This window comes from Cutibacterium sp. LaCa_89 (assembly GCF_058177555.1).
The window spans coordinates 2,172,482-2,198,302 of record NZ_CP190889.1; the positions used below are offsets into that span (position 1 = coordinate 2,172,482).

20 protein-coding genes are annotated in these 25,821 nt (G+C 63.6%); 6 read left to right on the forward strand and 14 right to left on the reverse strand.

Annotated elements, in window-relative coordinates; genetic code table 11:
• Nucleotides 1–141: 141 nt before the first annotated feature.
• The 3 genes from ACP8LP_RS10010 to ACP8LP_RS10020 are packed head-to-tail and all read right to left on the reverse strand — an operon-like array spanning nucleotide 142 to nucleotide 4,033.
• On the reverse strand, nucleotides 142–909 hold the full coding sequence (locus tag ACP8LP_RS10010) for a slipin family protein (RefSeq protein ID WP_016666176.1): 768 nt from the start codon (nucleotides 907–909) through the stop codon (nucleotides 142–144).
• Nucleotides 906–1,703, reverse strand: coding sequence for a hypothetical protein (locus ACP8LP_RS10015; protein ID WP_002522045.1), 798 nt, complete (start codon nucleotides 1,701–1,703; stop codon nucleotides 906–908). The genes ACP8LP_RS10010 and ACP8LP_RS10015 overlap by 4 nt, the downstream gene beginning before the upstream one ends.
• Complete coding sequence (locus ACP8LP_RS10020; RefSeq protein ID WP_016666177.1) at nucleotides 1,700–4,033, reverse strand: nitric-oxide reductase large subunit; 2,334 nt, start codon at nucleotides 4,031–4,033, stop codon at nucleotides 1,700–1,702. Before ACP8LP_RS10020 ends, ACP8LP_RS10015 begins: the two co-directional genes overlap by 4 nt.
• A 157-nt stretch (nucleotides 4,034–4,190) precedes the next feature.
• Here ACP8LP_RS10020 and pabB point away from each other — a divergent pair, with 157 nt between their 5' ends.
• The gene (pabB, locus tag ACP8LP_RS10025) at nucleotides 4,191–6,269 is read left to right on the forward strand and encodes an aminodeoxychorismate synthase component I (protein ID WP_021107915.1); all 2,079 of its coding nucleotides are present in this window, start codon (nucleotides 4,191–4,193) and stop codon (nucleotides 6,267–6,269) included.
• A gap of 106 nt (nucleotides 6,270–6,375) precedes the next feature.
• Here pabB and purL read toward each other — a convergent pair whose 3' ends face one another.
• A complete protein-coding gene (gene purL / locus ACP8LP_RS10030; RefSeq protein WP_016666178.1) occupies nucleotides 6,376–8,634 on the reverse strand; it encodes a phosphoribosylformylglycinamidine synthase subunit PurL in 2,259 nt (752 codons plus the stop codon).
• 139 nt (nucleotides 8,635–8,773) lie between these two features.
• On the opposite strand from purL, the gene ACP8LP_RS10035 reads away from it, so the two are divergent.
• The gene (locus ACP8LP_RS10035) at nucleotides 8,774–10,072 is read left to right on the forward strand and encodes an MFS transporter (RefSeq protein ID WP_036910141.1); all 1,299 of its coding nucleotides are present in this window, start codon (nucleotides 8,774–8,776) and stop codon (nucleotides 10,070–10,072) included.
• Nucleotides 10,073–10,105: 33 nt separating this feature from the next.
• On the opposite strand, the gene pepN is transcribed toward ACP8LP_RS10035, so the two are convergent.
• The 6 genes from pepN to ACP8LP_RS10065 all read right to left on the reverse strand — a co-directional run bounded on the left by pepN (nucleotide 10,106) and on the right by ACP8LP_RS10065 (nucleotide 16,171).
• A complete protein-coding gene (gene pepN / locus ACP8LP_RS10040; protein WP_023033183.1) occupies nucleotides 10,106–12,649 on the reverse strand; it encodes an aminopeptidase N in 2,544 nt (847 codons plus the stop codon).
• 139 nt (nucleotides 12,650–12,788) lie between these two features.
• Entirely contained in the window at nucleotides 12,789–13,226 is a 438-nt protein-coding gene (locus ACP8LP_RS10045) for a hypothetical protein (RefSeq protein ID WP_484483131.1), read from the reverse strand.
• A 267-nt stretch (nucleotides 13,227–13,493) separates the two neighbouring features.
• Nucleotides 13,494–13,931, reverse strand: coding sequence for a hypothetical protein (locus ACP8LP_RS10050; RefSeq protein WP_484483132.1), 438 nt, complete (start codon nucleotides 13,929–13,931; stop codon nucleotides 13,494–13,496).
• Nucleotides 13,932–14,198: 267 nt separating this feature from the next.
• Nucleotides 14,199–14,636: a hypothetical protein gene (locus ACP8LP_RS10055; protein ID WP_484483132.1), complete on the reverse strand. Its 438-nt coding sequence runs from the start codon at nucleotides 14,634–14,636 to the stop codon at nucleotides 14,199–14,201.
• Nucleotides 14,637–14,816: 180 nt separating this feature from the next.
• Complete coding sequence (locus tag ACP8LP_RS10060; protein ID WP_484483133.1) at nucleotides 14,817–15,530, reverse strand: C39 family peptidase; 714 nt, start codon at nucleotides 15,528–15,530, stop codon at nucleotides 14,817–14,819.
• 83 nt (nucleotides 15,531–15,613) lie between these two features.
• Nucleotides 15,614–16,171 carry a cell wall hydrolase gene (locus tag ACP8LP_RS10065; protein WP_484483134.1) on the reverse strand — a complete coding sequence of 186 codons (558 nt, stop codon included), beginning with the start codon at nucleotides 16,169–16,171 and terminating at the stop codon, nucleotides 15,614–15,616.
• 383 nt (nucleotides 16,172–16,554) lie between these two features.
• Between ACP8LP_RS10065 and ACP8LP_RS10070 the strand changes: the two genes are divergently transcribed.
• A complete protein-coding gene (locus tag ACP8LP_RS10070; RefSeq protein ID WP_036976264.1) occupies nucleotides 16,555–17,517 on the forward strand; it encodes an N-acetylglucosamine kinase in 963 nt (320 codons plus the stop codon).
• Nucleotides 17,518–17,616: 99 nt separating this feature from the next.
• Here ACP8LP_RS10070 and purQ read toward each other — a convergent pair whose 3' ends face one another.
• Entirely contained in the window at nucleotides 17,617–18,291 is a 675-nt protein-coding gene (gene purQ, locus ACP8LP_RS10075) for a phosphoribosylformylglycinamidine synthase subunit PurQ (protein WP_221268340.1), read from the reverse strand.
• Between the two features lie 2 nt (nucleotides 18,292–18,293).
• Nucleotides 18,294–19,583, reverse strand: coding sequence for a phosphoribosylaminoimidazolesuccinocarboxamide synthase (locus ACP8LP_RS10080; RefSeq protein ID WP_484483135.1), 1,290 nt, complete (start codon nucleotides 19,581–19,583; stop codon nucleotides 18,294–18,296).
• Nucleotides 19,584–19,719: 136 nt separating this feature from the next.
• Between ACP8LP_RS10080 and ahpC the strand changes: the two genes are divergently transcribed.
• The 3 genes from ahpC (at nucleotide 19,720) to ACP8LP_RS10095 (ending at nucleotide 22,912) form a co-directional block, all read left to right on the forward strand.
• The gene (gene ahpC / locus ACP8LP_RS10085) at nucleotides 19,720–20,283 is read left to right on the forward strand and encodes an alkyl hydroperoxide reductase subunit C (protein ID WP_021107927.1); all 564 of its coding nucleotides are present in this window, start codon (nucleotides 19,720–19,722) and stop codon (nucleotides 20,281–20,283) included.
• Nucleotides 20,284–20,380: 97 nt separating this feature from the next.
• The gene (ahpF, locus tag ACP8LP_RS10090) at nucleotides 20,381–21,955 is read left to right on the forward strand and encodes an alkyl hydroperoxide reductase subunit F (RefSeq protein WP_016666188.1); all 1,575 of its coding nucleotides are present in this window, start codon (nucleotides 20,381–20,383) and stop codon (nucleotides 21,953–21,955) included.
• A 6-nt stretch (nucleotides 21,956–21,961) separates the two neighbouring features.
• The gene (locus ACP8LP_RS10095) at nucleotides 21,962–22,912 is read left to right on the forward strand and encodes a LysR substrate-binding domain-containing protein (RefSeq protein ID WP_016666189.1); all 951 of its coding nucleotides are present in this window, start codon (nucleotides 21,962–21,964) and stop codon (nucleotides 22,910–22,912) included.
• 145 nt (nucleotides 22,913–23,057) lie between these two features.
• On the opposite strand, the gene purB is transcribed toward ACP8LP_RS10095, so the two are convergent.
• On the reverse strand, nucleotides 23,058–24,491 hold the full coding sequence (purB, locus tag ACP8LP_RS10100; RefSeq protein ID WP_016666190.1) for an adenylosuccinate lyase: 1,434 nt from the start codon (nucleotides 24,489–24,491) through the stop codon (nucleotides 23,058–23,060).
• Nucleotides 24,488–25,810 (reverse strand): phosphoribosylamine--glycine ligase, encoded by a 1,323-nt coding sequence (purD, locus tag ACP8LP_RS10105; protein ID WP_016666191.1) that lies wholly within the window; start codon nucleotides 25,808–25,810, stop codon nucleotides 24,488–24,490. Before purD ends, purB begins: the two co-directional genes overlap by 4 nt.
• Between the last annotated feature and the right edge of the window lie 11 nt (nucleotides 25,811–25,821).

Below are 25,821 nucleotides of genomic sequence, written 5' to 3' on the forward strand. Positions count from 1 at the left end.
GATCAAAGTGTAGGGCCGCCTCCGCGCCTCATCGTCGGATTATGAGGCGGTTACATACCCGACTGCTCCATGCCTCGGGCAGGCAGGCCCCCACGCAGGCAGGTGGGGCCCAACCGTCCCGAAGTCCAGACCCCTCATCGGTCAATTCCCGTGATCTTTGCGAAGGAGGGGAGCGAGGATATCCATGGGCAATGGGAACACGACCGTCGAGTTCTGATCGGCTCCCAACTCAAGAAGCGTCTGCAAATACCGCAACTGCAGGGAGGCCGGGCTCTTCGAGAGTTCGTCGGCCGCCTGCCGCAACTCATCGGACGCCTGCATCTCGCCGCGTGCGTTGATGACTTTCGCCCGCCGCTCCCGCTCCGCCTCCGCCTCACGGGCCATGGCCCGCTGCATCGCCTCCGGGATCTCCACGTCCTTAATCTCCACGACGGACACATCGACACCCCACGGGTGCGTCTGCACCTCGATGATCTCACGGAGGTCCGTGTTGAGTTCCTCCCGGTGGGCGAGGAGGGTGTCGAGATCCGCCCGGCCTAGGACACTTCGCAACGTCGTCTGAGCGATCTGGCTCGTCGCGATCGCGTAATTCTCCACATTCATGACAGCATCCATGGGGTCCGTCACGTTGAACAGGACGACGGCGTTGACACGAGCCGGCACGTTGTCGCGGGTGATGATCTCCTGCGGCGGGATCGTCAGGGTCACGGTGCGTTGGTCGACTCTGTGCAGCTTGTCGAGGCCGGGGAAGATAAACACGAGCCCGGAACCGTGCAGCCCGCCCAGTTTGCCGAGCCGGAAAACGACGCCGCGCTCATATTCGGGGATGATCTTGAAGCTCGATATCAGGAACCCGATAACGAGGATGACGAGCGCGATCGTGGTGAAGGTCCATTCGAGATCACTCATGTTCTGCTCCTGTCGGCATCGACGTCGTCCACACCTCGGTAGTACCTGCCCCGGTCATACGTGCTCCGCGCCGCGGCCTCGACCGCAGCCGCCTGCTCGACCGAGCGGTACCGCGTCCGTCCGGACCTCCAACGGGACCCGTACCGGGCGATAAGACGGTCGGCCTCGTCACCGGCTCGATCGGTCGTCGCCTGTCCATGAACGCCGAGCACGCGGACACGACCGTCGTCGTGCGCCGTCCCGGTATCCGGCACTGACGCCTCCAGCGGCAGCCCCTCCGGGATGTCCACTGGGCGCCGGCGCATGGACGCAGCGGTGGGAACGAGAGCCAGGCAGACGATAGCGATAGTCGCTATAAGAGTGACCACCTCCGCCACCGTCCGTGCCACGAAGAGCATGCCACCTGGCAGGGCCAGAGCAGCGACCATGACGCACACCGTCATACCGCGATGGAACAGTCCGGCCTCGGAGTACGGCCACGGGTCGACGGGCATGGTTACCTCGCGCGCCGTCATCGTCGGCGAGCACGTGTCCTTGACGGGGCATCGACCACAAATCTCGTGCTGACCGCGGTACCTGACGACCCGCTTCTGCGGATCGAAGCTCGCGGGCCACAGCCAGTGATCCTCATGGCACTTCCATCCGTCCCGATCGTCGTGGTAGACGAAGTTCGTCGTCTTCCACTCCCGACTCATCCGGGCGCTGTGGCGACCCAAGACATCGAGCAACCAGGCCACGGCAAGCAGAAAGAGGGAGTAGCAACAGGTGAGCACCACCTGGAGGGACGGGCTCACCTCGTCGCCTCCGGCAACTGGGCGTGTCCTTGCTCGCCCGAGGCCTCCTCGATGAAGAGCCGCTCCACCGGCAGCTCGTCGACGGTCCGCCCCTCCCGGTGGTGCATCAGTCCCTGGAATGTCATCCACAAGAACGGCAGCACTCCGCCGATGATGAAGACGAGGTCCCCCGGCATGCGGAGCCACTCGAGGACGACATTGCGGTGCTCGGTGATGTAGTTGAGCTGGCGGGCTTCGAAATAGCCTGCGTCCACCGAGTGGTATAGCTGCAGGATGCCAAGCGGTAGCAGGGTGACGAAGACCATCCAGGCGAGCCCGATGTTCGTGCACCAGAACGAGATTTTCGCCAGCTTGTCGTTCCACGCAGGGATGAGGTACCTCAGCGCGAACATCGCCAAAGCCATGGCCATCATCCCGTAGACGCCCATCATCGCCCCGTGGGCATGGTTGGCGGTAAGGGCGGTCCCGATCTCGTAGTAGGACACGATCGGCAAGTTGATGAGGAATCCGAAGACACCAGCACCAACGAAGTTCCAGAACCCGACTGCAACGAGGAACATCACCGTCCAGCGATGCGGGAACGGCGTCGACGACCGCGACTCACGCCGGGCTCCGAGCTGCATGAATCCCCACGCCTCGACTGTGAGGAACGTCAGTGGGATAACCTCCGCAGCCGAGAAGAAGGCGCCGATGGCCATGTGCGCGCTCGGGGTGCCCGAGAAGTACAGGTGGTGCATGGTGCCGAGCACCCCACCGGCCGAGTAGAGGATGACGTCCATGTAGATGACACCCAACGCCACCTTCTCGCGGACGACACCGAGCATGACGAAGATGTACGCCACCATGACGGTGGTGAAGAGCTCGAGGAAGTCCTCGACCCAGAGATGGACCACCCAGAAACGCCAGAACTCGGCTACCGACAGCTGAGTGTGCGTCCCGGCGAGGAGACCCACAGCGTAGAACATTGGGATCGACAGGGCCGAGAAGAAAAACACCCACGGCATATTGCCGACCGATTCGGTCCTCATCCGGGTACGCATGGCACGCCAAATAATGAACACCCACAGGAACATGCCAAGGGTGAGCAGGAGTTGGAACATCTTCGACAGGTCGATGTACTCCCACTGCTGGCCGAAGACCGGACCCTTGACCCACGAGACTCCATAGACCGATAACGCCTCACTGATGAGGGAACCGAATACGACGAAAGCCACTGCTCCAAGCAGCACGTAGGTCAGCACGTGCTGTCTTCTGGGCTCCTTACCTGAGACGAAGGGAGCCAGGAAGATGCCTCCGGCGAGGAAGGCCGCCGCCGTCCAGAACAACGCCAACTGAACATGCCAGGTTCGGGCAAGGTTATAGGGCAACCAGGCCGCCAGATCGAGCCCGAAGAAACTTGAAATATCAGCCCGGTAGTGTTCCGCCGCCGCACCAACAAGGGTCTGGATGAGGAACAAAACAGCAATGACAAAGAAGAACCATGAGGTGGCGCGTTGCGACTTCGTGAGCCCAACCTGGCTGGGACGGATAAAGCTCAGTGACGGAGTCTCAGACTCGTGCCAGCCGATGTTCTTGCTCCAGCGCCCATATATTGCGAACATCACTCCGGTACCACCGATGAGGACGATGAGAGACAGCACCGACCAGACGACCATGTCAGCCGTTGGACGGTTCGCCACGGTCGGGTCTGCCGGCCAGTTGTTCGTGTACGAATAGCTGTGCCCAGGCCGATCTGCGGCCGCCCCCCATGCGGTCCACGCGAAGAAGTCGGTCAAGTGCCTAGCTTGTGCCGGATCCTTGATGTCGTGGGCTAGCAAACCGAGGTTGTGCGAGTTCTTCCCGAAGTACGTCGTGTAGTAGGAAACGAGATGGTGGTATGCGGCAGTCTGCTGACGTGACAGGACGAGCACGCCGGTGCGGGAGTCGTAGCGGTTGGTACGCCAGTCCTTGATATTGGCCTGGTGCGGTTGATTCTCTCTAGCTTTGATTCGAGCGTCCAGGGTCAACGTCGCGGCACGACGCAGATAGTCGGCAGTGAAGTCGGGGCCAAGGTACCCACCGTGGCCGACGATGGACCCATATTCCATGAGGCCTCGGTTATTGAAGGCTTCCTGCCCGGCAACGATGTCGTCATGGGTAAACAGCACCTCTCCGGTGGTGGAGACAACCTTGTCGGGTATGGGTATGGAGTCGTTATAGGTGTGATAGGCGAGGATGCCCATCACCGTGAATCCCAGGATCATCACGAGGGCGATCCCTTGCACCCACCCTTTACTGACGACCATCGGTCGACGACGGGTCTCCTCGGGTTTCTTGCCTTCATCGCCCATGGCGCAAACCTATCGTTTATTGACGAAAATATCATTAATAATGATAAGCGTGTCCTCCCCCACCACGGCACGATGCCAGGACAGCCCGTTTCGGGAAGTGGCCCCTATCCTTGTGCTATTGCTCTTGCACTGCAGCGGATGTCACCGAGGAGGGCCCGTGATCCTGCTGGTTGACAACCACGATTCCTTCACCTTCAACCTGGCACACCTATTGGCCGAAGTCAGCGGGATCGAGCCAGTGGTGGTCCGCCCCGAGGAGGTCGAGCGTGCAGGGATCCTCCGCCGATTGGCTGACGGCGAATTCGACCACGTGGTCATCGGACCAGGACCTGGCACCCCGCACAACGACAAGGATTTTAAGATCGCCGGGCAGATAATCGATGCCTCCAGCAAACTCCCCCTGCTCGGGGTGTGCCTGGGCCACCAAGGCCTCGGGTTACGTCACGGTGCCCAGTTGCAGACCATTCGGCCCCATCACGGCATCGTCAGCCGAATTCATCACTCCAGGCGTGGAATCTTCGCCGGATTACCGCAAGATTTCGAGGCAACTCGGTACCACTCACTGTGCTTGACCACGTTGGGTGACCAGATCGTCGAACATGCTCGCGCCGAGGATGGCGCCATCATGGCGTTCAAGGTTGCCGACCGGCCACATTGGGGCGTGCAATTCCACCCAGAGTCAGTCATGACGCAGGTCGGATGTCAGTTAATGACGAACTTCCTGGCGATCGGCAGCCAGCCACGACACAGCGAAGTACGCGACAAACGCGAACCGCGCAACATCCAGTCACGAAAGTGTCCCCGGACTACGGCACGGTGGACAATCCACCACCAAGCGGTGGACATCGATCTCGACGAAGAAGCCACCTTCAGCCGCCTCGCTGCCGACGGTGACGCCTTTTGGTTGGACTCGGCCACCACGCGTGGCGACACCGGCCGTTGGAGTGTCATGGGCACGGTGTCGGGGGCGGCGTCCGAACTGGTCAGTTACGACGTCGCCACGAACACGTTAACGGTCAACGGGCGAACCCAGTCTGGTAATGTACTGGACTTCTTGGAACGCCGTCTTGCAGATGGAGTACCACGGAGGGACCCGGAACTGGATAACATCCCGTTCGCAGGTGGTTATGTCGGTTTCCTGGGCTATGAGTGCAAAGCGCTGACCTTGGGCCCGAATGCGCACTGCAGCGAACTGCCCGATGCCATGTGGATGCGTCCGGCCAGCTGGATTGCGTATGACCACTACCGACATCACGCTCACCTCCTAGCCTTGGACGACCGTAACACGCCCGGCTGCAATGAGGCCGCTGATCTGTTGGACGCACTGGCTGCGACGCTGGTGGAGCGACCAGGTAGCAGCGAAGGGCCCGCACCGCTAACCGTGCCTGTGGAAGGGTCGTGGCGGCTCAGCCGAGGGGGCTACCAGGACCGTGTTGCCGCAATCCAGCAGGCGCTAACACGCGGTGACTCGTACGAGGCCTGTCTCACCGACACGTGGACCTCCCAGTGCGACGTGGACGGCTGGCAGTTGTACCGCGCACTACGGCGTCGAAACCCAGCCCCCTATGGGGCGTATCTTCGGTTTACCGACCCGCATGTAGAGGTGTGCTCTTCATCCCCGGAACGGTTCCTGCGAGTACGCGACGGCATCGCTGAATCCAAGCCGATCAAGGGGACGATGGCCCGCTGTGATGATCCGGTGGAGGATGCCCGGGGAATTGTCGATTTACACACTGACGCGAAAAACCGCGCCGAGAATCTCATGATCGCTGATCTGGTGCGCAACGACCTGTCGCGCGTGTGCCAACCAGGCACGGTGGAGGTACCACGTCTGATGGCGATCGAGTCATATGCGACGGTGCACCAGATGGTGACCACGGTGCGCGGACGATTGCGTGAGGACGTCGGATTGGTCGACGTACTGCGAGCGACCTTCCCTGGTGGATCGATGACCGGGGCACCGAAGGAACGGTCCGTGGAGATCTTAGACGGTCTAGAGGTCGGCGCCCGGGGAATCTACTCGGGAATCCTGGGATATCTCGGCTTCGATCGCACCGCCGACCTCAGCATCGTGATACGGACGGTGGTCCGAACGGGGTCGCGAGTAACGGTCGGTGCCGGCGGCGCAATCGTCGCAGCTTCCCAGCCCGACGAGGAGTGGCGCGAGAAGAACCTCAAAGCGGCTGCACCGTTGGCTGCGCTGACGGAGGCAGTGCACAACGTTCCACGAGTCTGAAGGCGATCCAGCAAGGCGCGCTTTTTCGCACGGGAAGTGCGCCATGACAACGAGGGAACCGTCAAACCTGCTCAATCACAGAGTCAGCCGGGCCAGGAAACTCCTGTCACTCCCCCATGGCAGCCGGGATCGGCTTGCGCCAGGTGCGCTCGATCTCGTCGAGGGACAGGCTGAACAGCCCGTTGACCTCGAACTCGCCGTGATCGATGACCTCACCAATCCGGGCGACCGGTACACCGTTCTCCTGGCACAGCTCCTTGAACTCGCGGTAGTCGGCACCGGACAACGAGACGACGGCGCGAGCTGGGGACTCCGAGAAGAGCAGCACCGAGGGCTCTCCCTCGGGCAGGGTGACGGAAACCCCGAGTCCGCTCGGCAGGCAGCTTTCCACGAGAGCCTGCGCCAGGCCGCCGTCGGACAGGTCGTGAGCGCTGGAGAGCAGACCGCGCCTGGCAGCCTCCACCATGACCGCGGCCAGGGCCTTCTCGGCGTTCAGATCGGGCATCGGGGGCATGCCGCCGAGGTGACCGGCGTGAATGACGTCGTCGTAGACCGATCCACCGAACTCGCACTTCGTGGTGCCGAGCAGCAGGACAGCGTCACCGTCATGGGCGAAGGCGGAGGGGATGCGGGTGCGAACGTCGTCAATGACACCGAGGACACCGACGAGCGGGGTGGGCCGGATGGACTCGTCACCGGTGCGGTTGTGCAAGGAGACGTTGCCACCGGTGACCGGCACACCGAGCTCGCGGCAGCCGTCGACCAGACCGAGGATGGTCTCGTCGAACTGCCACATGATGTCGGGATCGTACGGGGATCCGTAGTTGAGGCAGTCGGTGACGGCCACCGGGGTCGCGCCGCTGACGGCGACGTTGCGGTAGGCCTCGCACAGAGCCAGCTGGGCACCCAGGTATGGGTTGAGGGTGGTCTGACGACCATTGGCGTCCAAGGACAGCGCGATGCCGAGGTTGGTCTCCTCGTCGACGCGGATCATGCCGGCGTCGTTGGGCTGGGCCAACACCGTGTTGCCACGCACGAAGCGGTCGTACTGGTCGGTGATCCAGGAGCGGTCACACAGGTGAGGAGAACCAACCAGAGCCAGCAGAGCACCTGCCAGGCCCTCTCCAGAGTTGTCGCGCGGAAGGTTGTTGGCGTCATTCCCGTTGAGCTCGTCGATCCACCACGGACGAGCTGCGGGCATGTCGAGGACCGGACCGTCGTGGGCGACGGTGCGCGGATCGACGTCGACGATCCGCTCGCCGTGCCAGTCGATGTGAAGACGGCCGGTGTCAGTGACCTCGCCAATGACGGTGGCGGCCACTCCCCAGTGCTCGCAGATCTCCATGAACTCGTCGAGCTGGTCCGGACGCACGACGGCGGCCATCCGCTCCTGGGACTCGCTCATGAGGATCTCCTCGGGGGCGAGGCTGGGGTCGCGCAACGGGACGCGGTCGAGCTCGACGTGCATGCCACCATCGCCGGCACTGGCCAGCTCCGAGGTGGCGCACGAGATACCGGCCGCACCGAAGTCCTGCAGGGCTTCGACGACGCCGGCATTGAACAGGTCGAGGGTGCACTCGATGAGCAACTTCTCCATGAAGGGGTCGCCCACCTGGACGCTGGGCCGCTTGGACTCCCCCTCGGCGGCGAAGGACTCGGAGGCCAGGATCGACGCACCACCGATGCCGTCACCACCCGTCGCAGCACCGAAGAGGATGACGAGGTTTCCCACACCGGAGGCCTTGGCGAACTGTAGGTCCTCGTGACGCAGCACTCCGACGCACAGCGCGTTGACCAGCGGGTTGCCGTAGTAGGTGGGGTCGAAGAGGGTCTGGCCGCCGATCGTCGGCAGACCGAGGCAGTTTCCGTAGTCGGCGATGCCGGAGACGACGCCGGGCAGTACTCGGGCGGTGTCGGGACGGTCGAGGGGCCCGAAGGCCAGGGCATTCATGACGCCGACCGGGCGAGCGCCCATGGCCATGATGTCGCGAACGATGCCGCCGACTCCGGTGGCTGCTCCCTGATGGGGCTCGACATAGGACGGATGGTTGTGGGACTCCGCCTTGAACGTGACGGCCAGCCCATTGCCGATGTCGACGACGCCGGCGTTGTCACCGATGCCTGCCAGCAGCGGGCCGAGCGGCGTGCGCTGGGGCAGGTTGCCGAAGCGTCGTAGGTACTTCTTGGACGACTTGTACGAGCAGTGCTCCGACCACATCACCGAGTACATGGCGAGCTCGCCGCCGGTCGGGCGGCGTCCCAGGATCTCCCGGATGCGCTGGTACTCGTCGGCGGACAACCCCAACTCGGCCCAGGGCTGTTCGACGTCGGGGGTGCTGACGGCGTTCTCAACTGTGTCTGCCACAGGACAAATCTAGCCGTTGGATGGCGTCATTGCCGCCCCGACCACGTATTGCCGGCTCACTCAGCGCATGGGGAGGACGGAACGTCTTACCATGAGCCACGTGAGTACCGCCCCATCGAACCCTCGTCACCGCGGTGCCATGACATGGGTGGTGTGGATCACCGCGGTCATCGCCTACGGGTTTGCCGTCATGCAGCGAACCTCTCTGGGCGTCATGGGGCTGACGGCCGCAGACCATTTCAACGCCCCGGCGTCCGTCGTCGCCACTTTCATGGTGCTCCAGCTCGCGGTGTACGCCGTTCTGCAGATTCCGGCCGGTGTGGCCGTCGATCGGTTGGGGTCAAGAGTCGTCATCACTGCTGGATCAGTCCTCATGGCCGTCGGCCAGGTCGTCATGGCCCTGGCAGGGAGTGTGGGAGGTGCCATGCTCGCCCGCATCCTGGTGGGATGTGGCGACGCCTTCATCTTCGGTGCTGCGGTGCGTCTGGTGCCTGCTTGGTTCCCGACTCGTCAGATCCCGCTGATGACTCAACTCACTGGTCTGTTGGGCCAGTTCGGACAGGTTGTCTCGGCCGTCGGCCTGGTGGCGATAGTGGAGACCAGCGGGTGGCGTTCGAGCTACTTCCTCGCTGCGGCCGGGGCGGCACTGGCCGCAGTGCTGGCCGTCCTTCTCATCCGTGACGCCCCGCCCGGAGTCGAGCCGGAACGCACCGACGCCAATCTCAAGCAACTCCCCCACCAAGTTGTCGAGGTCGTCAAGCATCCCTCGACGAGGCTGGCCTTCTGGGCCCACATGTCGTCGAACTTCGCCGGCATCGTCTTCTCGCTGATGTGGGGGATGCCCTACCTCACCCACGCCGAGGGCCGATCGACGGCCACTGCCTCGACACTCATGACGGTGTACGTCATTGCCAATGCCATCGCCGGACCAACGGCGGGCATCCTGACCAGCCGACACCCCATTCGTCGTGGCACCCTCGTCGAGGCCATGATCGCCGCCTCCACGGTGGCGTGGCTGATCGTCCTGGTGTGGCCAGGGCCCGCTCCGCTGTGGATGCTCTACGTCCTCGTCACCTGCCTGGGCATCTCACTGCCCGGTGGGGGCGTTGGGTTCGACGTGGCTCGCACCTTCCAGCCCGGCAACCGGCTGGCCACCGCGACCGGTGTGGCCATCACGGGCGGATTCTTCTTCGGCCTGCTGGAGATCGAGATCATCGGTCTGCTTCTCGAGGTACTGTGTCCCGGCGGGCACTACACCCTCAGTGGCTTCCGCTGGGCCATGTCCACCCAGCTCATCATCTTCGCCATCGGTCTCATCGGCCTGGAGGTCAACCAGCGCCGTCTGTACCGGATCATGATCGATAACGGCGTGACGGTGCCGACGTGGCGGGAGGCACTGGCACGCCAGTGGCGGGTCGTCAAGCAGCGTCGCCGCTGAACAACCCGCCACTGTCAGGCGCGATGGGGCTCGTCAGCTGTTGTAGTCGCGGGCCGTCTCCGCACGAGAGGCCGCGTCACGAAGCTCCTTGACCGTCCGCGTCAGGCCACCCGTGGCCGAGGGGTGGTGCGCCAACCAATGATCGGCATCCTCGGCGACGTCACCATCCGGGAAGAGTCCGATGACCAGACGCTGGGCCATCTCGATCGGGAACTCCTGCCAGATCTGTTCGAGGTCGTCGAAGTAGGAGCTGTTGAGGCCCGCAAAGGTCTCGGCTCCCAGCGGGGTGCGCAGACCGTCGAGGAGGGCCAGGCAGTGCTCGTTGGACAGCTCGCCGGGGGTGCGCAGGCGTCGGTAGGCGTCCTGTTTGGCAGCATCGTCGGGACAGGCCGTCATGGCGGCCATGTGATGGGCGACGCCGGTCTTGGTGCGATCACGCTCCAGCTCGGCGTCGAGGTCCTCGACGCTGGCCTGGCCCAGGGCGGCCAAGGCCGTCCAGGCCTGCCACCTCAGCTCAGGATCGACAACCAGATCCGTGACGTTGCCGTCGAGAAGTCCGCGGACCTGACCAGCCGACTCGTGGTCGGCTGCCGACAGAGCCAGGGCGTGGCGGGCCCAGATGCGCTGCAAGTCGCTGCCGGGCTCGGACTCGTCAAGTCCCTGCCATGCTCGAGCGGCCTCGGCTCGACGCGCGTTGTCGCGAGCCGAATCAGGCAGGTAGTTCTCGACCGCCATCCGCAGCTGCTGCAGCACTGTGGTGAGGATGGCCGGTTCAGTCTCCTTGGGGCCGTGCAAGGCGACAGCGTCGAGGTAGTCCTGAACCTTGAGCTTGGCGTCGCGAACCGCATTCCACAGCATCGACCAGACCAGCGCGCGGGCCAGCGGGTTCGGCAGGCCGGACAGGTGGGCCAGCACCGTTTTCGTCCCGGTGGCCCCCAGACGCACCTTGGCGTAGGTGAGGTCGTCGTCGTTGATGAGGATGAGATCCGGGGCAGGCTTGCCGACGGCCTCGCGCACCGGAGTACGCGGCGAGGACAAGGTCACATCGATGAGGTCAGTGCGCACCAGATCGTTTCCCTGCAGAGAGTACAGGCCGACGCGCAGGGTGTGCGGACGACTGACGTCTCGGCCGGTACGCACGTCGATGGAGTCACGCACCACGGCGAGCTCCTGGACGACCCCGTCACGAACGGTGAGTTCCGGCAGCAGAACGTCAGGTCCGGTGGTCTTGAGCCAGGCGTTCACCCAGGAGCTCAGGTCTCGACCGCATGCCTTCTCGAGGTGACGGATGAGATCGTCGAGAGTGGCTGAGGAGAAGGCCAGTTCGCGGAAGTAGTGGCGTGCCGCGCTGAAGAACTTCTCGACGCCGACGTGGGCGACGAGCTGCTTGAGCACCGACGCACCCTTGGCGTAGGTGATGCCATCGAAGTTCTGACGGGCGGCCTCCAGATCGACGATGTCGGCGACGATCGGGTGCGTCGTCGACTGCTGGTCGGCGGTGTAGGCCCAGGCCTTGCGACCGACGGCGAAGTTCGTCCAGGCCTCGCGGTACTCGGTGGCGTTGACCGAGGCATGGGCTCCCATGTACTCGGCGAAGGACTCCTTGAGCCACAGGTCGTCCCACCACTTGGGGGTGACGAGGTCTCCGAACCACATGTGAGCCATCTCGTGGAGGATGGTGTTCGTCCGACCGGCAAGCTCGGAGCGAGTGGCCGGGCCGCGGTGGATGTAGTTCTCGGTGAAGGTCACGAGGCCCGGATTCTCCATGGCGCCGAGGTTGTACTCGGGCACGAAGATCTGGTCGTACTTGCCCCACGGGTAGGGGTAGCCGAAGGCGTCGTGGTAGAAGGCCAGGCCCTGCTTGGTGATCTTGAAGATCTCCTCATGATCCACGTACTCGGCCAAGGATGCGCGAGCGAGAATGCCCAGCGGGATGGACTCCGAGCCGTCGCGGGAGTGCCATTCGTCCTCGAATCGGACGTACGGGCCAGCGGCGATGGCGGTGAGGTAGGTCGACATCCTCGGGGTGAGGGCGAAGTCGTGCAGGATGCCGCCTTCCTCCTCGCGGGTGTCCTCATGGACCTGGTTGGAGATGACGCGCCATCCCTGCGGTGCGAGGACATCGAAGTCGACGTGGGCCTTGAGGTCGGGCTGCTCGAAGACCGTGTACATACGTCGGGAATCAGCGGCCTCGAAGTGGGTGTAGAGGTACACCTTGCCGTCAGCCGGGTCAACGAAGCGGTGCAGACCCTGGCCGGTGTGTTGATAGGGCAGCTTGGCGGTCACGACGACGAGATTCTTACGATGAGTATGGAGTCCGTGAAGCTGGATACGAGAGCCGTCATACTCCGGCTCGACCTCCTCATCGTTGACGATGACCGACTCAATCTCGCCGTCGAGCAAGTCCAGGAAGGTGTCGGGCTCCTTGGTCGAGAATCGCACCCTGGTGCTGGAGGTGAAGTGGGTGGCCCCATCAGCGTCGGCACCGCGCACGTCGATGCGGACGTGGTATCTCTCGACAGTGATGATCTCGGAGCGGCGGCGGGCTTCCTCGCGGGTCAGATTCTTCGTACTCACACCACCAGAGTATGGCAGTGGCGCGTGCCATGGGCGTCTAGACCGAGCAGTTCCTCTGGATGAAGCTGGACCTCGAACCGATCAGGGTGTCTCATGTCCGCTGTTGACGGGTACGAGCCGGCGGGCAAGGGCAGCCGTGTCAGGGTAGGTCATCCAGCGATTCCTTTGGACAATCGACCTGCTGGACCGTCACCCCATGGGCCACGTCGTACACCCGACACGCGACCGAGGAAGCCGATTTTCCCGCGTCAGGTGGCAGCAGGGAGCCAGACTTCATATGCCTATACAGGTCGACACGAAACCGAGTCCCCTCACGACTACGCACAACCCACCAGTCGACGACGTTAACATCCGGCGGGTTGGTCTCGTTGAACCATGTCTGCGCGGCGTCCGCACGTTCAGCCGGGGAGGTGAGCCCATGCGAGTCCAACTCCTTGCGCAACGCGTCGGGCAGGTCGTAGTCAGCTCGCCCAGCAACATCCTCATCCGTCTCAGACTGGATCGTGCTACAACCCGCCCCGCCGAAACAGAGCAACACGCACGAAGCCATGACGACCACGAACCGAGGACCCCTCATCGGCGCCCCCTCAGTTCTCGCCGAGCAACCGCACACCGCTCCGGCAGATACGCATCTATGGTACCAGCACCCCTGGCACATCCACATCGCACAGTCACGATTGCGACTAAAACGCGAAGTTCTAACAAGAAAGGCAGGGCGTCATCACTGCGCTTGGTGAGGAGCTTGCCGAGTCAACCGATGGTGATCAAACGCTGTCCCTCGAACCAATCGGATGTCTCATCTTCACTGTTGACGAGTACGAGCCGGCGGGCAAGGGCAGCCGTGTCAGGGTAGGTCATCCAGCGATTCCTTTGGGCAGTCGACCTGCTGGACCGTCACCCCATGGGCCACGTCGTACACCCGACACGCGACCGAGGATGCCGATTTGCCCCCGTCAGGTGGCAACAGAGAGCCTGACTCCATATGCCTGTATAAGTCGACACGAAACCGAGTCCCCTCACGACTACGCACAACCCACCAGTCGACGACGTTAACATCCGGCGGGTTGGTCTCGTTGAACCATGTCTGCGCGGCGTCCGCACGTTCAGCCGGGGAGGTGAGCCCATGCGAGTCCAACTCCTTGCGCAACGCGTCGGGCAGGTCGTAGTCAGCTCGCCCAGCAACATCCTCATCCGTCTCAGACTGGATCGTGCTACAACCCGCCCCGCCGAAACAGAGCAACACGCACGAAGCCATGACGACCACGAACCGAGGACCCCTCATCGGCGCCCCCTCAGTTCTCGCCGAGCAACCGCACACCGCTCCGGCAGATACGCATCTATGGTACCAGCACCCCTGGCACATCCACATCGCACAGTCACGATTGCGACTAAAACGCGAAGTTCTAACAAGAAAGGCAGGGCGTCATCACTGCGCTTGGTGAGGAGCTTGCCGAGTCAACCGATGGTGATCAAACGCTGTCCCTCGAACCAATCGGATGTCTCATCTTCACTGTTGACGAGTACGAGCCGGCGGGCAAGGGCAGCCGTGTCAGGGTAGGTCATCCAGCGATTCCTTTGGACAATCGACCTGCTGGACCGTCACCCCATGGGCCACGTCGTACACCCGACACGCGACCGAGGATGCCGATTTGCCCCCGTCAGGTGGCAACAGAGAGCCTGACTCCATATGCCTGTATAAGTCGACACGAAACCGAGTCCCCTCACGACTACGCACAACCCACCAGTCGACGACGTTAACATCCGGCGGGTTGGTCTCGTTGAACCATGTCTGCGCGGCGTCCGCACGTTCAGCCGGGGAGGTGAGCCCATGCGAGTCCAACTCCTTGCGCAACGCGTCGGGCAGGTCGTAGTCAGCTCGCCCAGCAACATCCTCATCCGTCTCAGACTGGATCGTGCTACAACCCGCCCCGCCGAAACAGAGCAACACGCACGAAGCCATGACGACCACGAACCGAGGACCCCTCATCGGCGCCCCCTCAGTTCTCGCAAAGCAGCCGCACGCCGCTCGGGCAAATTGGTATCCCACGCTACCAGCGCCTCGTCAACCGCCGACCTCGTTGGTTTTCCCAACGCCCTCGTTGCTGCGAGCCAGGACTTCGAGCCTGAGTGACATCGCCGCGGAAGGTGGAACGCCTGGGATGTCGTATCAGGCGCTGTATCCCTTCGGAGGAATGAGCGTGGCCATCTGATCGAAGCTCAGTTTGTAGGTCGGCGTACCGGCAAATCCGGCCGGATCAGCAACCAGCACCTCCCGGGTGTCGGGGTTGTAGCCGACGATCGTCAGATAGTGGTAGATCGTGCGGTCCGGGTAGCCCGGCGGATGATTGTGGGCCGGGGCAACGATGTTGGCGACGATGGCGTAGCCCTTGTCGATGTCCGTCGTGATGTCGTGCCACAACAGATCCTTCTGATCCTGGGTCGGCGGATCATTGGGCATGTACTTGTTCTCGTACCACTGCGGATTGAGGTGGTTGTTGAGCACGCTCGTCACCAGCGAGATGTCGTTGGTGCCGTTCTCGGTGGTTCCGAGCTCGTTGGCCATCTGCTGCTGACTGACATTGACGCCACGAGCTGACAGCGCGATCCGGGTCGAGGCCGGACCACACCACCAACCGGTGGCCTGGTACTCGAAGCTGATATTGACGGTATGAAATCCGTGCGCGGCGGCATCGGCAATCTGGCCGTTGGCAACATCAGCGGCAGATACCTGGGCCTGGACGGAAGCGACCTTGGCCACCTGAGGCTGGTTGGCCAGTTGCGAGCCAGCCTGGGCCGTCACCGCAGCGGGGCCAGCCCCGACCGCGAGCACCGCCAGACCGACCACGGCACCGCGCCGTAGCCTATTGATCGTGGAGATCATAAGATTTTCCCTTCAGTTGTGATATGTCACAGGAGCGGTTTTCGGCGGGATTCTCCCCGCCGAACAGTCGTCACCGGGGGGCCTCAGCGGCCGGAGCGGTAATCGTTGAGAAGTTCGACGGACAGGTTGTACCAGGTGTCGTAACGGTCAGGGTATGCGGAACGCTGCACGGCCTGGGCCAGCTGACCGGGGTTCATGGTCTGCCAGCCAGGCTGCTGAATGACACCAGGGTTACTTCCGAAGGAGTTGATTCCGTAGAAGGACTGGGCAGCGAAGACCGGGTCCATGATCTGCTCGACGGACCCCCAGCCGGTGGACGGGCGCTGCTGGAACAGACCGACAGAATCGCGGTCACCGTAGTTGAGATTGCGCAGGCTGGACTCCTGCATGGCAGCCATGATCGCGGCGTGAATGGCATTGTCCTTGCCAGCAGGATCGATGGCATTGGATTCTTCAGCGACACGAATGATGGTGTAGGCATTCTGACGTTGCTCAGCGGTCAGGCTCGCAGCCGAGACGCTGGATGTGGAGGCTGCAGGAGCTGCCTGAGCCACCGTGGAGGCGGCTACACCGACTCCCGTCAGCGCCATGGTGAGAGCCGCGGCCGAACCGACCAGTCGTGCCGTTGTTTTCCCGAACATGTCGTCACCTTTCGTCGACGTCAATCAGCACATTACGGTCGCCGGTCTCATCGTCAACGGATCCCCATCAATGAATGACACCATTGTTGTCTTGAGGGCTAGTTCCATTACCAGAGGCACGTATAGCCATGATCACGACCCATGAGGAATTGGGGAAATGCCACCATGAGATTTCCCTTGTCGCCATGATCATAAAGACATTGCACAATTCAGACAAAGAACTTCACACGGCTACGGGTCAGGACATGCCCGAGGATCAACCGTTCGCCGTGAGTGAACCGATACCTGTCCGAAAGGGCATCTCACTCTGTTCGATCGAACTAGGTGATCGTCCGAGTCCCCCGATGGGCATGGTGCCGGCTCTCCCCCATACCCTTGAACCCATGAGTGATGCCGCGCGAAGTGATTCCGCCCCCACCGGTCCCGTCCTCGCCGTCGACGCCGGACAGTCCAGCACCCGTGTCCGCTGCAAGCCGGGCCCTTGGGGTCCAGGGTGGATGGTCACCTCGTCCGGTGTGCGTACTGCTCTCCCCCTCGCCCCGCAGTTCGCGACCGTCATGGCTGACGTCGTGACAGCCCACCCGGAGGTCATCGGGTCAGACTGCACGGTGGCCATCGGGTCGTCGGGAGCCCGCGACGACGAAGACCCCGCTCCCGTCCTGGAAGCTCTCAAACCCTACGGCGTCGCTCGGGTGCTGCTGGCCCATGACTCCATCACCTCCTACCTGGGCGCCCTGGGCGACCAGCTGGGGGTCGTCACGGCAGCGGGAACCGGGGTCATCACGCTGGCCGTCGGCCACCACGATGTCGCCCGCGTCGACGGCTGGGGTTACGTCATCGGCGATGCCGGATCGGCGTTCTGGCTGGGCCGCCATGCCCTCGACGCCGTCATGCGCGCCCACGACGGTCGTGGCGAACAGACGGTCCTCAGCGAGACCATCGGCGGAGATTTCGACGACATCGAGGCCGCCTACCTGGAACTCCACGCGGACCCACTCATGGTCTCGCACATCGCCGCCTACTCCACCAAGGTCACTGCCGCCGCGGAAGAGGGCGATCACGTCGCCCGTGACATCTGCGTGCGCGCGGCCCACGAGTTGGCTCACTCATCCATCACGGGACTACGTCAGACCCATCTGACCGACGAGGACAGCCCTGCCGTCGGCCTGCTGGGAGGCGTCATGAGGTCCCGCCTCATCCATGCGGCGATCGTCGAGAAGATCTCCGTGGCCATGCCGGGAGCGCGCATCGTCGAACCCCTCGGAGAGGGCCTCGACGGGGCCGCAGCCCTGACGGCCGTCAGCCCTGATTCCCCGCTCGGCCAGCGTATCCACGTCGCCCGGTGACGACAGCGTCCGGGACTGCACAGTTCTGACGACACGACGACGGGGTGACCTCATGAGGACCACCCCGTCACACATATCCGGGAAACCCGGACACCCCGCTTACAGCTGGGCTGACAAGAAGGTCAGCAGGGAGCGGAAGAATTCCAGCCCGTCGGTGCCAGCCCCGGTGAGCTCCTCGACGGAGTGCTCGGGGTGAGGCATCAGACCGACGACGTTGCCCGCCTCATTGGTGATGCCAGCGATGTCGTGAGCCGAACCATTCGGGTTGGCGGTGTAGCGGAAGACGACCTGGTTGTTGGCCTCCAGAGCTGCCAAGGTCGCATTGTCGGCAACATAGTTGCCCTCGCCATGCTTGGCGGCGATGTGAATGCGCTGGCTGGGACGGAAGGCGCAGGTCCACACAGTGTCAACGCTGGCGACCTGAAGCTGCTGCACTGAGCAGTGGAAACGCCGCTTCTCGTTGCGCATCAGGGTGCCAGGCAGCAGGTGAGACTCGCAGAGCACCTGGAATCCGTTGCAGATGCCGAGCACAGGAAGACCAGCGTCCACCGCTTCACGAATGGAGGACATCACCGGCGAGGCTGCGGCCAGGGCGCCCGAGCGCAGATAGTCGCCGTAGGAAAAACCACCCGGAAGGATGACGGCGTCAACCCCGGCCAGATCCGTCGAGGCGTACCACAGCGGCACGGGCTCAGCCCCAGCCAGGCGAACAGCCCTTGCGGCATCCTGGTCGTCAAGGGTTCCGGGGAAGGTGACGACTCCGATACGTGTCATCGTCAGTCCTCCACGCGCACGTCGAAGGACTCGATGACGGTGTTGGCCAGCAGCTCGGAGGCGACCTGACGGATCTCGTCGAGACGATCCTCCAGCCCCTCACCGGTGATTTCGAAACGCTTGCCCTGACGCACCGTCAGGCCGTCATGGCCGAGCCGGGCGAGCACCGACGTGATGGCCTTGCCCTGGGGATCGAGAATCTCGGGCTTGGGCATGACCTCCACCACTACACGTGACATGCCACCAATCTTATCGGCACTACGGGGATCCGGCTCGTCGGGGACATCGACTGCGCCAGGAACACTGGCATCGGGAGCAACGACGGGAATCGACATCGCACCCTGGACAGGCCCCACACCACCTTCCGGCGGAAGCACGGAATCAGACGACTGTCCAGCATTCGAGACGGCGACGGTCTCATCCTGGGGCATCTGCCCGCCGGTCAGACGCGCCCACGCCTCCTCATAGCGACGGCTGGTGGCCTCGACGACCTCCTCGGGCAGAGCCGGGGGCTCCTCATCGCTGGACCGATCCCATCCCGACTCCTTGGTGAGCCAGTCACGCACGTACTGCTTGTCGAAAGAGTCGGCACCCTTACCGGGCTGCCAGGTCTCCGCGTCCCAAAACCGCGAGGAGTCAGGGGTGAGAACCTCGTCAGCGAGGACGATGGTGCCATCGGCGCGACGGCCGAATTCGAACTTGGTGTCGGCGAGGATGATGCCGCGCTCACGGGCGATCTCCTCGGCTCGCTGGTAGATCCGCAGCGAGAGGTCGTGCAGTTGGGCGGCGACCTCAGGACCAACGAGTTTCACCAGGTGCAGGTAGTCGATGTTCTCGTCATGCTCGCCCTGGGGAGCCTTGGCCGCCGGGGTGAAGATGGGCTCCTCGAGCCGGGAACCATCTTGCAGCCCCTCAGGCAGTCGGATTCCACACACCGCGCGATTGCGCTGATATTCGGCCCAGCCGGAACCCGTCAGGTAACCACGCACCACGCATTCAACGGGGAACATCTCCAGTTCCTCGACGATCATGGCTCGTCCGGCGACCTCAGTGGGAACATCCAGACTGACGAGATGGTTGTCGACAATGTCGGCCAGATGGTCGAACCACCACAACGACAGGTTCGTCAGGATGGCTCCCTTCCCGGGAACCCCCGGGGTCAGGACGTGGTCGTAGGCGCTGATCCGGTCAGTGGCAACCATGAGGAGGCGGCCCGGCTGATCGGGGAGGCGATAGAGGCGACGGACCTTGCCCTCAGCCAGCAACGGGAGTTCGAGGTGCGGAGTGACCATGGGGGCATCATGCCACGGTTGTGGGCCCTGACGACACAGAGAGAGCCCTGATTCGTCTCCAACATAGGCATTGGCTATGGAGAGCCTTTCAGTGATAGCGTTGAACTATCACTTCGTCGACCAGAGAGGACTCCTCATGAGTCTCATCAACACCAAGATCGTCCCCTTCAAGTCCAACGCTTTTCGCAATGGGGACTTCATTGAGGTCTCCGACGCCGACATCAATGGCAAGTGGGCCATCTTCTTCTTCTACCCCGGTGACTTCACCTTCGTCTGCCCGACCGAGCTGGGTGACCTCGCCGACCACTACGAGGAGCTGCAGGCGATGGACGTCGAGGTGTTCTCGGTGTCCACCGACTCGCACTTCGTCCACAAGGCCTGGCACTCCGACTCCGACACCGTCGGCAAGGTCAACTACACGATGATCGGCGACCCGAACCTCCAGCTGACCCGCAACTTCGACGTCGAGCGCGAGGGAGCCGGGCAGGCCGACCGCGCCACCTTCCTCGTCGATCCCGACGGCGTCATCCAGTTCTACGAGCTGACCGCTGAGGGCATCGGCCGCAACGCCACCGAGCTGGTCCGCAAGGTCAAGGCCGCCCAGTACGTCTACACCCACCCAGGCGAGGTCTGCCCCGCCAAGTGGGAAGAGGGAGCTGACACCCTCGCCCCGTCGATCGACCTCGTCGGCAAGATCTGAGCTCCGACCCGAGCACCTGTCGCAGGGGCGATCGTCCCTGCGACGGATCCCCGGACCGGCACGTCCATATCCCCCTACTTCCCCACCCAGGAGAATCATGCTTGACAACGCCCTGACCACCCAGCTCAAGACCTACCTCGAGATGGTGCGTGAGCCCATCGTCCTGGTGCCCTCCCCCTACCGGGGAGACGACGCCACCAAGGCATCGAAATCGGCCCAGATGGACGAGTTGCTCGCCGAGATCGCTGCCCTGTCGGACAAGGTGAGCGTCGGTGACCCCGTCGACAACGAGCGGACCCCGTCTTTCGCCATCACCTCTCCAAGCTCCCAGAGCGACATCCGCTTCGCCGGTCTGCCGATGGGCCACGAGTTCACCTCCTTGGTGCTGGCCCTGCTCCAGGTCGGTGGCCACCCGGTCAAAGAGGAGCAGTCCCTCATCGACGCGGTGCGGGCAGTCAAGGGGGAGCACCACTTCGTCACCTACATGTCGCTGACCTGCCAGAACTGCCCGACGGTGGTTCAGGCCCTCAACGCGATGGCCGTCCTCAACCCGAACATCCATCACACCGCCGTCGAGGGTGGCACCCACACCGACGAGGTGGAGGCCAAGGGCATCGCCTCGGTGCCGGCCATCTACCTGGATGGCGAGGACTGGGGCTCGGGCCGCATGGACATGGCCGAGATCCTCGAACGTCTCGACGCCAACGCCGCTCAGGGAGCCAAGGAGAACCTGTCCGAGCGCGATCCGTACGACGTGCTCGTCGTTGGCGCTGGCCCTGCTGGTGCCGCAGCTGCCGTCTACGCCGCCCGCAAGGGTATTCGCACGGCGATGGTGGGGTCTCGAGTCGGCGGCCAGGTACTCGACACCGAGGCCATCGACAACCTCATCTCTGTGCCTCACACCACTGGTCCGAAGCTGGCCGAAGCCCTGCGGGCCCACGTCAATGACTACGACATCGACGTCATCGAGCGTCAGACCGCCAGCACCCTGGAGACTGCCGACGGCATGACGACGGTGCGTCTGACTGACGGCGACCTGCGTGCCCGCTCGGTCGTCATCGCGACTGGTGCCCGCTGGCGCAACCTCGGCGTTCCCGGTGAGGAGGAGTACCGCACCAAGGGTGTCACCTACTGCCCACACTGCGACGGCCCCCTGTTCAAGGGCAAGAAGGTCGCCGTCATCGGTGGTGGAAACTCCGGAATCGAGGCGGCGATCGACCTGGCCGGCGTCGTCGACCACGTCACCGTCGTCGAGTTCCTCGACGTTCTCAAGGCCGACGACGTGCTGCTGCGCACCCTCAAGTCGCTGCCAAACGTCGACGTCATCACATCGGCCCGCACCACTCAGATTCTGGGCGACGGCTCCAAGGTGACGGGACTGGAGTACGAGGACCGCACCAGCGGCGAGGTCAAGACCATCGAGCTGGCTGGCGTCTTCGTCCAGATCGGCCTGCTGCCCAACACCGAGTGGCTGGAAGGCGCCGTGGAGCGCACTGGCCGTGGAGAGGTCGTCATCGACGAGCGCGGTGGCACCTCGGTGCCCGGCGTCTTCGCTGCCGGTGACTGCACCACCCAGCCCTACAAGCAGATCATCATCTCGATGGGTGCTGGCGCGACGGCAGCTCTCGGGGCCTTCGACCACCTCATTCGTCAGAACCCCGCGCAGAACTGAGTCCGCGTGAACCTTCGTGATCTGAGATACCTCGTCGCCCTGGCCGAAGAACACCACTTCGGCCGGGCGGCGGCGTCGTGCGGCGTCAGCCAACCGACCTTGTCGACCCAGATCCACCGGCTCGAGAATGAGCTCGGTGTGCCGCTGGCCGTCAGGGCGGGACGACGCATCGAGATCACCCCAGTGGGCGAGCGTATCGCCCAGACCGCCCGGGAAATGCTGGTGTTGGCTGACGACATCCGGACCCTGGCCCTGGAGGAGTCCGAGCGGACGACCCGCCAGCTCAAGGTCGGGGTCTTCCCCACCCTGGGGCCGTTCCTGCTGCCACGCGTCATCGCTCGGTTCGACCAGTACGAACCGGGGGTCAACATCCATGTGGTGGAGAAACGCACTGCCAGACTGCTGGAGGCCGTCAATCAGGGGGATCTCGACGTCGCCGTGGTGGCTGCCCCGGTCGAGGACAAGACCCTGACGGCAATCCCGGTCTTCCGGGAGGAGTTCCTGCTGGTGACGGGGGTTGACGACGAGCTGGCCCACGAAAAGGGGCCGATCGACCCCCACGACGTCTCGACCGATGGGCTCATCCTGATGTCCGAGGGACACTGTTTGCGTGACCAGGTGCTCGAGGTGTGCAGCCCATCTGGCCCGATGCCACCGAATGCCTTGTCGGCAGGATCCCTCACGACCATCCGCGAGCTAGTGTCAGTGGGGGCAGGACGAACGTTAATGCCACGCAGCGCGGTGTCGGCACCCAAGCCGAAGGACCCCCGCATCGTCGTCCGGGAGTTCACTCGACCCCGACCTCACCGAGACATCGTGGTGTGTGGCAGGCCTGCAGCCATGACACGTCCATCAGTCCTGACCTTGATCAGCATCCTTCGGAATCTCCCCGGCGACATCGTCGAGCCGCTGGGCGTCGATGGGGCGACGCTCTGCTCCCATGGTCTGGGGAACTGAGAGGTCGAACCCAACCGCACTCCCCCCACTGCCACTCGTCAACTGCGCCCGATCTTATGGCATAGGTGAGGCCACAACTGGCGCAGATATGAAAGGGAGGGTCGGCTCAGCGAGCCGGCCCTCCCGCAATATTCAGATCACCGCGTCACAGCACCAGACCAGGCAGGTAGCTTGCAGCCTCCGGGTACTCCCGGACGATGTCCTCGACCTTGGCGCACAGCGCCTCGACCTGGTCCTGAGCCCCACCAGTGAGATCCAGCGGCGATGAGACCAGACCGCGCAACTGCTCCTTGGTCAGCGGGATCCGCGGGTCGGCAGCCAGACGGGCGAAGAGATCGTTCTCGGTCCTGCCGGTCTCACGCATCTCCAAGGCGACGGCCACGGCGTGCTCCTTGATGGCCTCGTGAGCGTCCTCGCGACCGACGCCAGCGCGGACGCAAGCCATCAGGATCTTCGTCGTCGTCAGGAAGGGCAGGTAACGCTCCAACTCGGCCTCGATGACGGCCGGGAAGGCGCCGAAGTCGCCGAGGATCGTCAGGAAGGTCTCGAAGGCCCCGTCAATGGCGTAGAAGGAATCCGACAGAGCGACGCGACGCACCACGGAGCAGGAGACATCGCCCTCGTTCCACTGCACACCGGCCAGACCGGTAACCATGGTGAGGTACCCGCGCAGGACGACGAGGAAACCGTTGACGCGCTCGCAGGAGCGGGCATTCATCTTGTGCGGCATCGCCGAGGACCCAACCTGGCCAGGCTTGAACCCCTCGGTGACGAGCTCGTTGCCGGCCATCAGGCGGATTGACGTCGCCAGGTTCGACGGCCCCGACAACACCTGCACCAGCGTCGAGATGACCTCGAAGTCCAGGGATCTCGGGTAGATCTGGCCGGTCGAGGTCAGCACCTGGTTGAAGCCGAGGTGATCGGCGACCCGATGCTCGAGATCGTCAAGCTTGGAGTCATCCCCACCGAGCAGGTCGAGCATGTCCTGGGAAGTTCCCATCGGCCCCTTGATTCCGCGAGCCGGATACCGCTCGATGAGCTCGTTAACGTGCTCCCACGCCACCAACATCTCGTCGATGGTGGTCGCGAACCTCTTGCCCAAGGTCGTCACCTGGGCGGCAACGTTGTGTGACCGACCAGCGATCGGCTGATCCGAGTACTGGGCAGCCAGTCGGGACAGCTGGTTCAGGGTGGCGACCATCTTGTCGCGCACCAGCTTCAGCGACTCCAGCACCTGCATCTGCTCGATGTTCTCGGTGAGGTCGCGGCTCGTCATGCCCTTGTGGATGTGCTCATGACCGGCCAGGGCGTTGAACTCCTCGATCCGAGCCTTGACGTCGTGTCGCGTGACGGCCTCACGCTCGGCGATAGAGTCCAGATCGACGTTGTCGAGAACAGCCTGGTAGTCGGCCAACACCTGCTCGGGATCGTCGCCCCCGAAGCTGACGCCGAGGTCCGCCTGGGCCTCGAGGACGGCCAGCCATAGCCTGCGCTCGGCACGGATCTTGTTCTCCGGCGTCCAGATGGAGCGCATCGCCGAAGAGGCGTAACGGGTGGCAAGGATGTTGGGAACGCTCATGAATTCTCCCCGTCGGTCGGGTTACTGGGATTGTTCTCGGATTGGGGCGCGAGTTCATCGGCCATCTCGTCGACGGCCTCGAGCTCAGCTGCGTGAAGGGCAATGTCAGTGCGGTGGAACCCGCCACTCACCTCGAGCTGGTCAACCCTGCTGTAGGCATCGGTACGGGCCCCGGCAAGGGTCTCACCATGGCCAAGCACCACGAGGACGCGGCCACCGCTGGTGACCAGCCCATCCCCCTCGATACGAGTTCCGGCGTGCAGGACGTCCTCGTCATCGACCGGAGCGACAACTCGGCGTCCCTTCACCGGAGATGCAGGATACCCCTCGCTCGCCATGACGACGCCGACGGCAGCTCCGCGGCGGAACCGCAGGCCATCTGTTCCGGACACGTCTCCGCGGGCGGCGGCCTGCATGATCTGCGCCAACGGGGACTCCACCATGCTGAGCAGTGGCTCGGTTTCCGGGTCGCCGAAGCGAACGTTGAACTCGACGACCTTCGGACCGTCAGAGGTCAAGGCCAGGCCCACGTACAGCAGACCGATGAACGGGGTGCCGCGATCTCGCATGGCTGACAGTGTCGGGGAGATTACCGTGTTCGACACTGTCTCGACAAGGTTGTCAGGCACCCATGGCAACGGCGTGTACGCGCCCATTCCGCCAGTGTTGGGGCCGACCCCGCCATCACCGACCCGCTTGAAGTCCTGGGCCGGCTGCATGGGGAGAGCACGCTCGCCGTCACAGATCGCGAAAAGGCTCACCTCGGGGCCGTCGAGGTACTCCTCGATGACCACCTGGTGGCCAGAATTGAGGCACTGCTCGGCATGGGCCAGGGCCTCGTCACGGTCCTCGGTGACGACAACTCCCTTGCCACCTGCGAGCCCGTCATCCTTGACGACGTGGGGAGCCCCTAATTCGTCGAGGGCTGCCCCCACCGAATCGAGGTCACCGCAGGATCGAGATGCGGCGGTGGGAACACCGGCAGAAGCCATGACCTCCTTGGCGAAGGCCTTCGAGCCTTCCAGCCGAGCAGCCTCGGCACTCGGACCGAAACAATCGATCCCTGCGTCGCGCAGGGCGTCTGCCACCCCCGCGACCAGCGGGGCCTCCGGGCCGACGACGACAAGGTCGGCCGCAACCTCGCGGGCAAGGGCGACGACGGCGTCCTTGTCGCACGGGTCGATGGGATGGTTCGTGGCGAGGGATGCCGTTCCGGGATTACCGGGGGCGACATGGACGGCAGCAACCTGTGGGTCTCGGTGGCATGCCAGAGCGAGGGCATGCTCGCGACCACCAGATCCGAGGACGAGAACAGTCATGCTGGACACGA